General features: G+C 36.5%; 10 protein-coding genes. 5 read left to right on the plus strand and 5 right to left on the minus strand.

From position 1 onward, the window contains the following. Window positions 1-78: 78 nt before the first annotated feature. Together AC4GZ8_RS16440 and AC4GZ8_RS16445 are read right to left on the minus strand one after the other, a co-directional pair. Complete coding sequence (locus AC4GZ8_RS16440) at window positions 79-1,326, minus strand: 3D domain-containing protein (RefSeq protein ID WP_491082974.1); 1,248 nt, start codon at window positions 1,324-1,326, stop codon at window positions 79-81. Window positions 1,327-1,643: 317 nt separating this feature from the next. Next, on the minus strand, window positions 1,644-2,876 hold the full coding sequence (locus AC4GZ8_RS16445) for an MFS transporter (RefSeq protein ID WP_491082975.1): 1,233 nt from the start codon (window positions 2,874-2,876) through the stop codon (window positions 1,644-1,646). Window positions 2,877-3,224: 348 nt separating this feature from the next. On the opposite strand from AC4GZ8_RS16445, the gene AC4GZ8_RS16450 reads away from it, so the two are divergent. The 4 genes from AC4GZ8_RS16450 (at window position 3,225) to AC4GZ8_RS16465 (ending at window position 9,068) form a co-directional block, all read left to right on the plus strand. Beyond that, window positions 3,225-4,955, plus strand: coding sequence for an ABC transporter ATP-binding protein (locus AC4GZ8_RS16450; RefSeq protein ID WP_491082976.1), 1,731 nt, complete (start codon window positions 3,225-3,227; stop codon window positions 4,953-4,955). After that, a complete protein-coding gene (locus tag AC4GZ8_RS16455) occupies window positions 4,936-6,768 on the plus strand; it encodes an ABC transporter ATP-binding protein (protein ID WP_491082977.1) in 1,833 nt (610 codons plus the stop codon). Before AC4GZ8_RS16450 ends, AC4GZ8_RS16455 begins: the two co-directional genes overlap by 20 nt. 574 nt (window positions 6,769-7,342) lie before the next feature. Further along, entirely contained in the window at window positions 7,343-8,797 is a 1,455-nt protein-coding gene (locus AC4GZ8_RS16460; RefSeq protein WP_491082978.1) for an alanine/glycine:cation symporter family protein, read from the plus strand. Window positions 8,798-8,912: 115 nt separating this feature from the next. Further along, a complete protein-coding gene (locus AC4GZ8_RS16465) occupies window positions 8,913-9,068 on the plus strand; it encodes a hypothetical protein (RefSeq protein WP_491082979.1) in 156 nt (51 codons plus the stop codon). A gap of 108 nt (window positions 9,069-9,176) precedes the next feature. Here AC4GZ8_RS16465 and AC4GZ8_RS16470 read toward each other — a convergent pair whose 3' ends face one another. Genes AC4GZ8_RS16470 through AC4GZ8_RS16480 form a run of 3 tightly spaced genes read right to left on the minus strand, consistent with a single transcriptional unit; the run spans window position 9,177 to window position 12,433 of the window. After that, window positions 9,177-11,174 (minus strand): ABC transporter permease subunit, encoded by a 1,998-nt coding sequence (locus AC4GZ8_RS16470; RefSeq protein ID WP_491082980.1) that lies wholly within the window; start codon window positions 11,172-11,174, stop codon window positions 9,177-9,179. Next, on the minus strand, window positions 11,149-12,051 hold the full coding sequence (locus tag AC4GZ8_RS16475) for an ABC transporter ATP-binding protein (protein ID WP_491082981.1): 903 nt from the start codon (window positions 12,049-12,051) through the stop codon (window positions 11,149-11,151). The genes AC4GZ8_RS16470 and AC4GZ8_RS16475 overlap by 26 nt, the downstream gene beginning before the upstream one ends. Further along, the gene (locus AC4GZ8_RS16480) at window positions 12,044-12,433 is read right to left on the minus strand and encodes a GntR family transcriptional regulator (protein ID WP_491082982.1); all 390 of its coding nucleotides are present in this window, start codon (window positions 12,431-12,433) and stop codon (window positions 12,044-12,046) included. Before AC4GZ8_RS16480 ends, AC4GZ8_RS16475 begins: the two co-directional genes overlap by 8 nt. A 362-nt stretch (window positions 12,434-12,795) precedes the next feature. On the opposite strand from AC4GZ8_RS16480, the gene AC4GZ8_RS16485 reads away from it, so the two are divergent. Then, a complete protein-coding gene (locus AC4GZ8_RS16485) occupies window positions 12,796-14,691 on the plus strand; it encodes an ABC-F family ATP-binding cassette domain-containing protein (RefSeq protein ID WP_491082983.1) in 1,896 nt (631 codons plus the stop codon). Window positions 14,692-14,836: the final 145 nt, after the last annotated feature.

Below are 14,836 nucleotides of genomic sequence, written 5' to 3' on the forward strand. Positions count from 1 at the left end.
TTCGTCGTGTTTCCTTTATCTCCTACAGGCTCAGTCCAGTCCGTACTTCGCTAAACGGGGGCTTACGCTTTTCTAAGTTTAGTCCAGTATGATGATTTTTACTGTTTTACGTCCCCATTGGAGTGCTTTAGCACTTGATGGCATTAAAACATCTATTTTATGTCCGATAATTGCTCCACCTGTATCACCTGCAATGGCAACACCATAACCCTCAACCCAAACCTTTGAGCCGAGAGGAATAACACCAGGGTCAACAGCGATAAGCTTCATATTGGGATTCTCTTTAATATTATAACCCAGGTATGTCAGGTCACTTTTTGTATCTTCATGACTATATGCAGTCGCCGAAACATACAATTCTTTTCCTGATTTTGACGAAGTATCTGTATCATTTTTTGTTGTCTGAGATGTCGATGTTGATGTCGACGTCGATGTTGATTTTGGTTTTGGTTTTGAAGGCGGAGGAGCAACTGTTAGTTGTACGGCAGCTTCTTCCTTTTCTTTTTTAGCTTTAGCTAATTCAATAGCTCTAGCCTTTGCAGCTTCTTCTTCTTTTTTGATCTGACTTTGAATCGTATTTATCTTAGATTGAATCGTATTTATCTTAGATTGAATCGTTGCTTTTTCTTTTTCTGCTAGATTAATCTCAGTTGAGAGTGTTTGATATTTTTCTTGTAAGTCAGCAAGGGCTTGATTTCTTTTTACACGTTTTTGTTCAAGTTCAGCTTTTTTTGTTTCTAGTTCAGCCTGTTGTGTAACTAGTAATTGTTCTTGCTGATCGATTTCTTTTTTATCTTCTTCAATTTGTTTAATGTCTGCTTGTTGTTGTTCTACGATTTTTTGGTCGGCATCTAGTAATGTAGCTACAGCGCCAACACGTTCAAAGAAGTTACCAATGCTTTCTGAATTTATAAGTGTTTCGATAACGATTGATGTACGATCACTATGCTGAAGAGCGACTAAACGCTTCTCCATAATGCCTTCACGCGCATACACTTTGTCCTGTAAAAGAACAATTTCTTCTTTCTTTTGTTCGATTAATTTTTGAATCTCGGATATCTTTGCTTCAACATCAGCTAGGCTTTTTTCACTATTTGCAATTTCTTGATCAAGAGCTTGTACATTTTGTTGAATCGTATTTACTTCTTCGTTTATTGCTTGCTGTTCTTTTTCTTTTTGAAGAATGGTTTGTTGATTCTGCTCTAGCTGTTCATTCGCACGATTTAACGTGTCTTTTGTTGATTCTGCTTTTGCCACATATGTAATAGGTAAGGATAATAATAGAATTCCAATTGTGGTGGCAATCGTTTGTTTAAACGCTCGCATAAAGCAACCCCTTTCTTGTCTATCTATTTATAACATAGAAATAAATTTCGTAGGTTACAATTAGATTAAAATTTTTGGTAGTTTATGTAAGAAAATAGGCTTTTTTTGCCTAAAAAAAGACAGTTCCCGCATTTTGTGGAAAAACTGTCTTTTTAAAAAGATTAAGAAGGTATAAAATTTTGTGCTAGTTTTTGTGTCTAGCTCCAGCGCCTGAACCCTCGGGGTCATAAGCCACACAGGAATTGAAGACAAAGAACGTCTTCTATTCCTAAGCGTCTTATGCCTGCCTTAGTCTGATCAAGGCGCCTGCGCTTTTCTTATTGCCATTCAGTTAATTTCTGATCTGTTGGCAGGAGAAAAGCTAAGGCACCAAGTAATGGTAGTAATGCGACTCCAATCATGGTTGTTGTAAGTCCAACCCAGTCGATTAATGCTCCTAAGGCAACTGAACCAATTGCTCCCATCCCAAAGGCTAACCCAACTGTTAAACCTGACATTGTTCCGATCTTACCTGGAACAAGTTCCTGAGCATATACAACTGTAACAGAAAAACTAGACATCAAGATAATTCCTATTAGAGCTAAAATAATAATAGATAAAGTTGACCCTACAAAAGGAAGTAATAACGAAAGCGGGGCTGTTGCAAGCAAAGAAATAAGGATAACTGTACGTTTTCCAAAACGATCAGCTAACGGACCGCCAAGAAAAGTACCTACAGCCCCCATTAGTAAAAAGGTGAAAATATAAATTTGGGAGCTAGCAATAGTCAGCTCATATTTATTAATAGCAAAAAAGGCATAAAAATTTGAAATGGCACTTACATACCATGAACGAGCAAAAATAAGAAAGATAATAATAATGAGTGCATTCCGGATGGATTTTGAAAGAGCTTTTGTTTCAGAATTCTTTTTGACCTTTGGTTTCTTAGCAGCTTCTAACACTTTTAGTTTACGAGAATACCAATTTGCAATATAAATTAAAAACCCAACGGCTAATGCAGCAACTATGGTAAACCAAATCGCTCCAAATTGACCAAGAGGAACAAGGATTAAAGCTGTGATCAAAGGGGCAAGTGCCTGGCCGCTATTACCGCCGACTTGATAAATTGATTGAGCTAATCCTCTTCGATTTCCGGCAGCCATATATGCAACACGTGAACCCTCTGGATGGAATATGGCTGAACCCAAGCCAATAAAAATAACGGATAAAAGAATGGTTAGAAATGAAGGGGCAAAAGCTAAACCTAACACACCTAACATACTGCTCGTTAAGCCAATTGGTAACGCGTAAGGCATTGGTTTTTTATCTGTATATAGGCCAACAACCGGCTGCATGACAGATGAGACCATATTTAATGCAAAAGCAATAAGTCCAAGTTGTGTAAACGTAAGGCCCATGGACTTCTCCAAAATTGGAAACATCGCGGGAATGACAGACTGAATGCTATCATTTAAAAGATGACAGAGACCGATAATAAATAAAATGTTATACACAGTACCTGATTCTTGTTGATAAGAAGCAGGTTTTTTCGGAATGGAAGCTGTTGACATGAATTTTTTCTCCCTTTATCAAATTATTTCGATGCGCGAAATAGTGCTATTAGTCATATTATTGTCATCACTTGGAAAAAATTCAAGTTAAATATGTGATTGAACGAGGAAAAAATAGAATAATATAGATGATCAGCGTTCTTATGAAATGTTTTAATATATAAAATCAATGATACATTCTGCTCGGCAAGTGATGGAATTATTGATAAACTATTTTTAAATCATTCTTATAAACTGAAAGTGAAGACAACCATCTCGGACTATGAACATATAGGATACATAATCAATTGAATGAAAGCCCTTTCCGTTAAGGGGTGTTAATATAAAAGGTCTGGAGGACAGTGCAGTATGCGAAAGTTAGGGTCAATTTTACATCCATATCGAATATCCGTGATGATAGCGTTATTTTTAATGCTTATAGAGCTGACTGTAGAGCTTTTACATCCATTATTAATGGCAAAAATTATAGATGATGGAATTTTAAAAGAAGATATGCACATGGTTGTGGTGTGGGGCGGTATTATGGTCGCGTTATCGCTGCTTGCTTTTGCATCCGGAATGATCAATTCTTTTTATGCAGCACATGTTAGCCAGGGCTTTGGCTTTGATTTGAGAAAACAGATTTTTGTGAAGATACAATCCTTTACCTTTGAAAAATTAAGCAAGTTCCCCGCAGCCTCTCTTATTACGCGTATGACAAATGATATAACTCAACTTCAAAATACATTGTTTATGGGACTGCGAATTATGTTAAGAGCCCCACTCCTTGTCATCGGCTCAGTCATCCTGTCATTCTTTGTGAATGCACAGATTGCCATGATTTTTGCTGTTTTAGTTCCTTGTTTGATTATCATGCTTGTTTGGATGATGGGAAAAGGTAGTAGGCTATTCCAAAACGTTCAATCAAAATTAGATCAAGTAAACGATGTATTACGTGAAAATCTAATTGGTATGAGACTGATTAAAGCTTATGTTCGCAGAGATCATGAAATAAAACGGTTTAAAACATCATCCAGGACATTAAAAGAGAAGACGATTAAAGCATTACGAATGATTGAAACATCTATGCCTGTCTTGTTACTTATCATGAATATGGGCATCCTGTTCATCTTATGGATTGGCCAAGCGCAAATTACTAGTGGAAATGTTCAAGTTGGTGAAGTGGTCGCCATTGTCAATTATGGACTAAGAACAACATCAGCCTTATCAATGTTTTCTTTTATTATCATGTTTCTGTCAAGGTCACGTGCATCTGCTTCAAGAATTTTGGAAGTTCTTGATACGGAAGTTGATGTAAGAGATAAGGGGGAAACGGCAGGGATTTCAGGCGGAAAAATTGCCTTTGAAGATGTGAGCTTTTTTTATCCAGGAACAAAGGAACCGGTGCTTAAAGAAATCTCATTTACAGTAAATGAAGGAGAAACAGTTGCAGTCATGGGTGGAACTGGATCAGGAAAATCATCTCTCTTTCAGCTTATTCCTAGGCTTTATGAAGCGAGTTCCGGCACAATATATATAGATGATCGTCCAATTGATTCTTTGGATTTGACGTTTTTACGAAACCAAATTGGTCTTGTCCCACAGGAGGCAGTACTTTTTTCCGGAGAAATAGAAAATAATATTGCGTGGGGAAACAATACTGCTTCATATGAACAAATCATTGAAGCTGCAAAAGCAGCACAAATACATGAAACTATTGAAAAGCTCCCTAAAAAATATAAAACAAAAATTGGGCAAAAAGGAGTGAATCTCTCTGGGGGACAAAAGCAGCGTTTGTCTGTCGCAAGAGCATTGGTACGCAAACCGAAAATTCTTCTATTAGACGATAGTACAAGTGCACTTGATGTGAAAACCGAAAAAAGATTACTAGATGCATTAAAAAACTACTCTTGTACAACACTACTTATCACTCAAAAAATTAGCACCGCACGACAAGCAGATAAAATCCTGCTATTAGATGATGGGAAGCTAGTTGCCGAAGGGAATCATCAGGAACTATTAAAAAACTCCTCTCTTTATCAAAAAATCTCTCAATCACAGATGAAAGGAGAGATGGCGAATGTTAAAGCAGTTAACTAGTCCGTTTAAATATAAAAGGTTTGATCTAAATAAAAACGATCAGAGAAGTAAAAATAACCAAAAAGTAGGACTTAAGGAAGGGCTTCGTACAATCATTAAAATCTGGAGATATCTATCAGAAAAGAAAGGTCAGTTTTTCCTTGTGCTATTAATGGTTCTCATCAGCTCTGCATTAGCATTATTAGGGCCATATTTAATTGGAACAACGATTGACGAATACATTGTAACCCAGGATAGCAATGGGCTAGTGTTCTTACTAGGAGGATTGGTCCTAGTCTTTGTCTTTCATTCTCTTTCTTTGTTTTTGCAAAATTTCTGGATGATTGGAATTTCCCAATTTACAGTGAATGAAATGAGGTCAGATTTATTTCAACACCTTCATCGTCTGCCGATTTCCTTTTTTGATAAAAGGCAGCACGGTGAATTAATGAGCAGGGTAACAAATGATATTGAAAATGTCAGTTCTACATTAAATAGCTCGGTTATCCAAATTTTTTCTAGTCTTTTAACCCTTATCGGTACAATCACAGTCATGCTTCTATTAAGTCCAATGCTTACAGCTATTACCTTGTTGATCATTCCTTTAATGGTGATTGGAATGAAATGGATTACGAAAAGGACCGGTCAGTTATTTAAATATCAACAAAAAAATCTAGGAGAATTAAATGGTTATATTGAAGAGGCCATTTCAGGCCAAAAAATGATTAAGGCCTATTCACAGGAAGATCGAATTTTAAAAGAATTCATTGTCAAAGGTGAGGAATTAAGGAATTCAGGCTTCTGGGCTCAAACGATATCAGGTTTTATTCCGAAAGTCATGAATATGTTGAATAATCTTAGTTTTGCTGTCATTGCTTGTATTGGCGGTTTGTTTGCTTTAAATGGCTTGGTTACAATTGGAGTCATTGTTATTTTTGCAGAGTATGCAAGGCAATTTACTCGTCCATTAAATGATCTTGCCAATCAATTTAATACATTGTTATCTGCAATTGCCGGAGCTGAAAGAGTTTTTGATATTCTTGAAGAAGACATAGAAAAGGACAACCAATCCAGGGATGATGAAAGTATAGATATTAAGGGTGAGGTTGTGTTTGAAAATGTATCGTTTTCTTATGAAGAAGGAGAGGACCGGCAAACAATTGAACATGTTTCTTTTCATGCTTCACCTGGTGAAATAATTGCCTTAGTCGGTCCAACAGGAGCTGGAAAAACAACGTTAATTAACCTTATCACTCGTTTTTATGATGCGGATGATGGAAGAATAGTCATTGATGGAATAGATATTCATGACATTGGAAGAGATACACTACGAAAACAGATGGCATTTGTTTTACAAGATACATTCCTATTTCAAGGAACAGTAATGGAAAATATTCGTTATGGACGTTTAAATGCAACGGACGAAGAAGTTATAGAGGCTGCAAAGTTAGCGAATGCAGATTCTTTCATTCAAAAGCTTCCAAATGGCTACGATACGCTAATTCATCATGATGGAAATGGAATTAGTCATGGCCAAAAGCAGTTATTAGCTATTGCAAGAGCCATGCTAGCAAATCCTAAAATCCTGGTGTTAGATGAGGCAACAAGCAGCATTGATACAATCACAGAGCTGGTTATTCAGGAAGCCCTATTAAGATTAATGAAGGGAAGAACAACTTTTGTGATTGCTCATAGACTGAATACGATTCAAAATGCTGATCAAATTATTGTATTAAAGGATGGAAAAATTATTGAAAAAGGCACACACAACGAATTAATAGAGAAAAAAGAATTTTATTATGACATGCAGGCGCAACATGCTGCAATCCATTAAGAAGATTATAGAATATAGTCTTCTTTTTATTTTATATTAGAAAAATTTTACAGATGATCGTCAATCATTACCAGTAGAACTGATCATGAATGTAGAATGAAAAATGATATAATTAACTATCCTAATATAGAGAAAAAGGTCGCCTGTTAAATAAGTCTTGAACATCAATGTTCTATCATAAACTTAGATAGAGACAGCGTTGCTATTTCAGGTTATAGCGATTCCTGCAAAATGTTCACATGGTCATGCTCGACATTGTGAAGCTTTTGCACAATCTATTATTGCCTGAAAAGTAAATCAGTTAGTTTAAATGTTTAGAGTTTATACGATTAATATTTTGAATGACTTTAAAGTGTTACAAAATACATGTACATCAGTTGTTATGACTGATTTTCCACAAATGTTTTTTAGATAATAAAATTTTAACTTTATTTTTTTAGCAGAGATAATTTATTTTATTACAATAAAATTAAATTGTGAGATCCTCTGACATTTCTATTGTGTTCTATGGGCGTATTGATTATAATCTCTGTAGAAAGAAAATTCTGTATATTTAAAAAAGGGGGTTGTGTATTTGGAGGGGTTTGTTTCGGCATTAAACGGAGTTTTATGGAGTACACCGGTTATTTACATCTTACTTGGTGTTGGTCTACTGTTTTCGATCTTAACTCGATTTTTACAGGTAAGGCATATTAAAGAAATGGTAAGGCTGATGTTCCAGGGGAAGAGCTCTGAAGCTGGCGTTTCCTCTTTCCAAGCACTCGCGATCGCACTTTCCGGACGTGTTGGAACAGGTAATATCGCTGGGGTTGCTACAGCAATTGCTTTTGGTGGACCTGGAGCAGTTTTTTGGATGTGGGCGATAGCTTTTATTGGGGCGTCAAGTGCATTCATTGAATCAACTCTTGCTCAAATTTATAAGGTTAAGCAAGATGGACAATACCGTGGCGGTCCAGCCTACTTTATTGAAAAAGGAATTGGGTGGAAATGGTTTGCTGTACTGTTTGCCTTTGCGGCATTGGTTGCAATGGCCATTTTAATGCCTGGTGTGCAAGCTAATTCCATTGCACTTGGGATGGAAAATGCGTTCGGCATTCCGAAAGCAGCAACAGGTTTAGTTGTTATTGCATTATTAGCCTTTATTATTTTTGGCGGGGTTAAACGAATTGCTACAGCTGCACAATTTATTGTGCCGTTCATGGCGTTAGGATATATTGCTTTATCACTTGTTATTATTTTAATGAATATTACAGAACTGCCTGGAGTTATTTCCCTTATTTTTAGCAGTGCATTTGCTTTAGATTCTGCTTTTGGTGGTTTAATCGGTATGGCGATTTCCTGGGGAGTAAAACGCGGAATTTACTCAAACGAGGCAGGTCAAGGTACCGGTCCGCATATGGCAGCAGCAGCAGAGGTTTCACATCCTGCTAAACAAGGTTTAGTTCAAGCTTTTTCTGTTTATATTGATACGTTATTTGTTTGTTCAGCAACAGCATTTATGATTCTTTTCACAGGTTTATATAATACTCAGGCACCTGATGGTTCATTTATCGTGAATAGATTAGAAGGTGTTGAAGCAGGTCCAGGATTTACACAAGCTGCAATTGACAGTGTAATCCCAGGATTTGGTGCAGGGTTTGTTGCGATTGCGCTATTCTTCTTTGCTTTTACAACAATTATGGCGTATTACTATATTGCTGAAACGAATATTGCCTATTTGCTTCGTGGGAAAAGTAATAAAATTCCAATGCTGTTCCTTAAGGTTGTTTTATTAGCTGCAACATTCTATGGGGCAGTAAAAACGGCAAGCTTAGCTTGGGCATTAGGCGATGTTGGATTAGGAATTATGGTATGGCTGAATGTTATCGCAATCTTAATTTTAGCTAAGCCAGCTTTATTGGCACTAAAAGATTATGAGCGTCAGAAGAAAGAAGGGAAAGATCCTGTCTTTGATCCTAAAGCATTAGGAATTAAAAATGCTGACTATTGGGAAACCGAATATAAAAAAGATCAAGATCAAGCTTCTTAAAGAAAAGGAAAAATGGGTTGACCTATTTTGGTTAACCTATTTTTTTGTGTAAATTTCTCCTTAATTGTACAAGATAAAAAAGATTATTTTTGGTTTGATTAAGGAGGATAAATCAATGTCCAAGCAAGGAAAACAAAATGCAGAGCAAACGAGTCAGCAATTAGCAAAGCAGAAGGCGAAAAATGATGTTGAGTTTGGTTCTGATGTACAAGCAGGGAATAGTCAGCACCAAAGCCAAAAGAAAAGCGGCAAACAAGTTAACAAAAAATAATGATACTAAGTAAAAGCTAAGGACAGTTCCAGTATTTTTGGAACTGTCCTTAGCAAGTTTATCTCACTACTTTACGGGCGTAAGCCCCGCGCTTATAGAAGTCTCACTTTATTGAAGCTGACTCTTTACGTCTTCAGGTATATGCTTACTTGGAATAGATCCATACCATATATTTCCGTCAGTAAGAGTTAATTTCACATAGTATACATCTACTTCTGAGTACTCTGAGAAATGGTAGATGAGTGTGGAAATTGTTTCTTTTTCCGTGACTGTTGCATGTTTCACACCACTTTGGAAAATTTCTTCGGGCATATAAATATCCTTTTGAGCTTTATGAGGAATATATGTCACTTCTGCCTTTGAAATATCGTTCTCATCAATTCGGGCATTCTCTAAATAACCGTGCTGATCCAGCCATTTCGTAATAGACGTGTATGATTTCTTCCAATCTATTAAATGACCTTCAAATGATTGAGGTGTATCACTATTATTATTTTTATATTGCATTTCGATATAAGCCCAAGGGGCAGTTGTGCTTACGATATCTTCTACTGACTGTGAAAGGAAATCTTCTTCAATCGCTTTTCTTAATTCTGCTATTTCTTTTTCATCGGTAATTGTTACTGGATTATGTTGGTGGCTTGGTCCGTATGGAACGATCCGTATGTTGATAACATCTTCTTTCTGAATCTGTGAAAATTCAGGTAAATTGATTTTATAATCCTTTGCTTCCAAAATTGGTTTAAGCTCTTCCTGTAAAGCATCTACAGGGATGTAATACTCCCGTCTCAGTTCTTGACCATTATTTAAACGGTATACAAACACACCTGATATCTTATGAAGATGAGTATCCTTTTGCTTTTCGATAAAATCTCTTTGGTTAATAATCTCTTCATGCAGGTTTCTTATATCTTGTATATAAAGCTTTGAGTCAGAGTATGGATTCACATTGTTTCGCGTTAATTCTTGTAAGTGATAAGACTCGCCAAAGTACACTTCTTCGATCTGATCCATTCTTGGAAGTTTTGTTTCATAGTTAAATAGATCTGTTTTAATACTAAACAGAATAGCGACGAACACAATACTATATACAACAAAGCCAGTAAAGAAGCGGAAATGCAGAATACGCCATGTTTTTTGTAAAATCATTTCTGATGCCGTGTACCCGATTAAGGCACCCGTAATATAACCAAATATAATCCAATTCCAGTTTAATGTACCTGAAACAGAAAAATATGTTCCGCCAAGAATCATACAGCAAAAGGTGACACCATATTTAAAGATTGGCTTCATAAATGAGAAGGTGATGACTTCTGTTGCTCTTTCAAGTTGTCTAAAACGATAAAGGATTAAACCCAAAACAAATGCAAAGATGGTTAATCCAGAATAGGTCACTAATTCTAAAATTGAGTATGGTTTACTTTCTCCCCAGTTTTCAACAAAGCGGATGAAGGGAGATAAATACATGAATTTTTCTTCAATGAAAATAGGTGTAAAGCCAAAAAGCAGATAGGACAGATTATAAGAAACAAGTGCAACCATGCCTAGTGGCAAAAAGAGAAATACATATGTTAGGATTGCTTGTACTGTTGTCATCCCTGTAATAAATCCAACAGCAACTGGAAAAGCGAACATCATACATGTTAACAAACTAATGAGACCTGTCCATGCTAATAAATCAGAAACAGTTAAAATTCCCTTAAATCCTTCAATAGAATTTGTTACGAAAAAAGTAATGATTGTGGTAAGGATTATTGGGATAATTAATAAGATAAGCCCGCTAATAATATGGCTAAAATATAAGGTTTCTCTCCTGATTGGTAGGCTGTGTACCATATCGACAGATGATTCGTTTTGGATATAGCGAAACAGTAACAGGGCAGCTGCAACAGGAATTAAAAAATAGAGAAATACTTGTATCTCAGTATTGACTTTTACATAAGTATCAAAATCTGAAAAGATAATATATTCTCTTGATGCAAGCTGAAGGAGTCCTAAAGGAACAGTGAATATTAAACCGAGAAAGTAGACAAGGCTAATCCATCCATATTGTCTGAAATCCTGTTTAATTACCGTACTTTTAAAGAAGGATTTTTTCGATTTCATAGCCTACATCCTCCATTTCATAAATGAAAATTTCTTCTAGCGTTAAAGGTAATAAATCATAAAGTAACACATTAAAGGAGTAGATAATTTTGTTAATCTGTTCTTCACTTCCTCGAACAATTAACAGTGAGACACTACCGCGCTTTTCGTGGTGAAGAATATTTAATTGATTTAAAAGATGCTCTTCATGGGTAGGATCAGCTAATGCTAATTGAACTTTATGAGTATCAGATTTAATATCATCTATTTCCTTCTCGATAAGGATTTTTCCGTTATGCATAATTCCAACATGATCACATAAATCTTCAATTTCTCGTAGATTGTGAGATGAAATGATAACAGTAAGTTCTCTCTCTGCCACATCTTGAAATAGTAAGTTTTTTACTTTTTGCCTCATCACAGGATCGAGTCCATCAATAGGCTCGTCAAGAATTAAAATATCAGGCATGGCAGATAATGCTAGCCAGAAAGCAACCTGTCGTTTCATTCCTTTGGACAACCGGTGCACTTTCCGATTTACATCAATGTTAAAGGCAGATTTCAGTTGATCAAAACGATCTTTACTCCAGCCAGGGTAGTATTCTTTATAGTGAGCAGCCATCTGAGCAACAGTAGCTTGAGGGAAGAAATAAAGAAGATCAGGAATAAAGACGACTTTTTCTTTCACAGCTACATTTTCAAATACAGGGAGATCATTTATTTCGATCGTACCTTTATCAGGACGGTTAATGCCTGCAATCATTTTTAATAGCGAGGTTTTTCCTGCACCATTTGATCCGAGTAAGCCATATATGGATCCTTTTTTCACTTGGAGTGTAAGATCATTAACAGCTAGGTGTTTATCGTACTTTTTACTTATAGATTGTACTCTAATCATCTCTCTTTACTCCCTTTGCTTGTTGATGTGCCTCATGAAATAAAACATATAAATCTTCTTTGGTTAATCCAAGGTAAATGGCTTCTGCTATAAGCTTTTTGATATCCTGTTTCAGTTCCAGCAGCTTTTGGTCACTGGTCATTTGTTCAATAGCCGCCACAAAATTTCCTTTGCCTTTAATGGAATATACATACCCTTGGTTTTCGAGTTCTCGATAAGCTCTTTGGATGGTATTTGGATTAACAGTTAATTGACTTGAAAGCATTCTTACTGATGGTAATTGTTCATCAGGTTTAAGAATGCGATGAATGATGAGCTCTTTGATCTTGTCAACTAACTGCTCATAAATGGGCTTTCTGCTTCTTACATCAAGCTGAAACATTCGTGACCCCCTTCGCCTTAACTGTATTAATAATGTTAGTACAGTTAATATAGTATATGCTTGTTGCAGAGAATGCAATCATAAATTGAGAAATATTTTCCAATCTTTATTTCGTATGTTGTCACCAGCCGCTTGCGCTTTTCTAAAAAGATAAAAAGTATAAAATTCTGTATATGGTTTTGGTGTCTAGCTCCAGCGGCTAGCCCCTCGAGGTCATAAGACAATTTGGAATTGAAGGTAAAGAACACCTTCTATTCCAAATTGTCTTATGCTTGTCGGGGCTAATCAAGCCGCTTGCGCTTTTCTAATTACCGACTACCTGTTATTCTATACAGAGATAAAACTGTGAGGGATTGAATAACATGAGTATATTGCAGGTGGAAAATTTATATAAAACATACGGTGAGAAGGTTTTGTTTGATCATATTTCTTTTACGATTGCAGCAAAACAACGGATTGGTTTAATTGGTGTAAATGGTACTGGTAAATCGACATTATTGAAGGTCATTGCCGGAATTGAGTCAGCTGATTCAGGGGAGATTACTCATTCTAATTCAATACGAATTGAGTATTTGCCACAGCAGCCTGAGTTAACTGAGGGCTTGTCAATACTTGAACAAATTTATTTCGGTGATGCGCCAATCATGCAGGTTATGAGAGAGTATGAGCTTGCTTTAAGTGAATTGGAGAAGGATCCGGAAAATGAAGCAAAATTAAAGCAATTAATGAATATGCAGCAAAAAATGGATCAGCATGATGCGTGGGAGGCTAATACTGTCGCTAAAACCGTTCTGACGAAATTAGGGATTACAGATTTTCAAAAACCTGTTACGTATTTATCAGGTGGACAGAAGAAGCGTGTGGCTATTGCGAAAGCACTTATTCAGCCAGCTGATATTCTTATATTGGATGAACCGACAAACCATCTTGATAATGAAACAATTGAATGGCTGGAAGGATTCTTGGCCCAGTATAAAGGCTCCATTGTGCTTATAACACATGACCGCTATTTTCTAAATCGAGTGACAAATCAAATCTTTGAGCTGGATCAAGGACAGCTCTATACGTATTCGGGGAACTATGAAGTATTTTTAGAAAAGAAAGCAGAACGAGAAATAAATGCCGAACAGGCTGAAGAGAAAAGACAAAACTTATTAAGACGAGAGCTGGCCTGGCTTAGAAGAGGAGCAAAAGCTAGAACGACAAAGCAAAAGGCACGAATTGGGAGAGTTGAAGAGCTTCAGGAACAAAAAGGACCAACAGCTAAACAGGATGTGGACTTTGCAATTGGTTCAACTCGCCTAGGGAAAAAGGTGCTGGAGCTTGAGCATATTTCAAAAGCGTATGATGGCAGGCAGCTTATTAACGACTTTAGTTACTTGGTAAACCCAGGTGAAAGACTTGGCATTATTGGTCCTAATGGAACGGGAAAATCCACTCTTTTAAACATTATGGCAGGCCGCATCAAACCTGATGAGGGAACGGTTGATGTAGGAACAACTGTGAAGATTGGGTTTTATACACAGGAACAGGAAGAAATGGACGAAAACCTTAGAGTTGTCGAGTATATTAAAGAAACAGCGGAGGTTGTGTATACCATTGACAATCAAGTCATCACGGCTGAACAAATGCTTGAACGCTTCTTATTTCCAAGATCTGCTCAGTGGACATACATTCGTAAGTTGTCTGGCGGGGAAAGACGAAGACTTTACTTATTAAAAGTATTAATGGAAGAACCGAATGTTCTCTTCTTGGATGAGCCGACAAATGATTTGGACACACAAACGTTAAGCGTACTGGAGGATTATTTAGATCAATTTCCAGGAGTCGTTTTAACTGTTTCGCATGATCGCTATTTCCTTGATCGTGTTGTGGATCACTTAATTGCGTTTGAAAAAGGCGGACATATCGCCAGGTTCCAAGGAAGTTATTCAGAATACATGGAAGAGAAAAAGCTTCAAGAAATAATGAAGGAAAAAGAGAGCCCTTCATCAGAGAAGGTAATGTATAAAAAAGAAAAGAAAAAACGACTCTCATATAAAGAACAACAGGAATGGGAGCAAATTGAGGATAAAATTTCAGACCTTGAAGAACGGAAAGTACAACTTGAGCAGGAAATTGCAGCTGCTGGAAGTGACTTAGGAAAAGTAACCGAGCTATATAAAGAACAAGAACAGGTTGAGAAGAAATTAGAGGAAACAATGGAACGATGGGAAGAGTTATCACTTCTTGTTGAAGAGATTGAACAAAACCAATAATGGAAAGGCCTAAAGCAGTAAGAAAGATTGCTTTAGGTCTTTTTGTACTATAAGAAAATATAAAAAACTAAGGCTTTCGGCATTAGGATTTTGCGACAAGCCAAGTTTTTCTAATATAGTAGGTAAGGCTCAGAAAGTACCTTTA

The organism is Metabacillus sp. RB-C-LZQ-3-1 (genome assembly GCF_058315175.1).